Below are 266 nucleotides of genomic sequence, written 5' to 3'. Positions count from 1 at the left end.
GTCCTAACGCATCGAGCACCAGAAACACTTTGCGCAGATGCGTCATCAGGGGTGCCAGGAAAGTGGTCACTACCGCCGCCGCTGCAACAATCATGATGTATTCGGGATGTTTCACCCAGCCCAGCGGATAGTGACCCAGCAGGATGTCGCGCACCGAACCGCCACCAATGGCGGTCACGGACGCGATAATGATGACACCGAACAGATCCATTTTGCGACGCCCCGCCGCCAGCGCACCCGTCATGGCTTCAGCAGTAATACCAATA

Annotated in this window: 1 protein-coding gene; it reads right to left on the bottom strand. The window is 57.5% G+C overall.

Annotated elements, in window-relative coordinates:
• Positions 1 to 265, bottom strand: a 265-nt coding sequence (locus SB765_RS30345) for a trimeric intracellular cation channel family protein (RefSeq protein ID WP_410932584.1), incomplete at its 3' end; no start/stop codon positions are given.
• Position 266: the final 1 nt, after the last annotated feature.

The sequence above is a fragment of the Pseudomonas sp. SIMBA_067 genome (assembly GCF_046534675.1).
Lineage (GTDB): Bacteria > Pseudomonadota > Gammaproteobacteria > Pseudomonadales > Pseudomonadaceae > Aquipseudomonas > Aquipseudomonas putida.
The sequence above is the reverse complement of the archived record's forward strand: the minus strand, read 5'-3'. Positions and strand labels throughout refer to the sequence as shown.